Below are 263 nucleotides of genomic sequence, written 5' to 3'. Positions count from 1 at the left end.
TCGAGGTGGAAGCATGGTGACATGTGGAGCTGACGAATACTAATAGATCGAGGACTTAACCATATAATATGAAGCAAATGTTATCTAGTTTTGAAGGAATATATATTTAAAATTCCTTTTGACATTCTGAAAAGAATGTGTATAATGATAAAAGTCTGGTAATGATGGCAGAGAGGTCACACCCGTTCCCATACCGAACACGGAAGTTAAGCTCTCTAGCGCCGATGGTAGTTGGGACCTTGTCCCTGTGAGAGTAGGACGTT

At 40.7% G+C, this 263-nt stretch carries 1 rRNA gene; it reads left to right on the top strand.

What is annotated here, in order from left to right:
• Window positions 1–154 precede the first annotated feature (154 nt).
• Window positions 155–263: ribosomal RNA gene (gene rrf / locus MR071_RS25230) — 5S ribosomal RNA — on the top strand; the annotation flags it as partial.

This window comes from Bacillus cereus group sp. BfR-BA-01316, assembly GCF_022664195.1.
Taxonomy (GTDB): Bacteria; Bacillota; Bacilli; order Bacillales; family Bacillaceae_G; genus Bacillus_A.
Note: the sequence above shows the minus strand (reverse complement) of the source record. Positions and strands in the feature narration are given on the sequence as shown.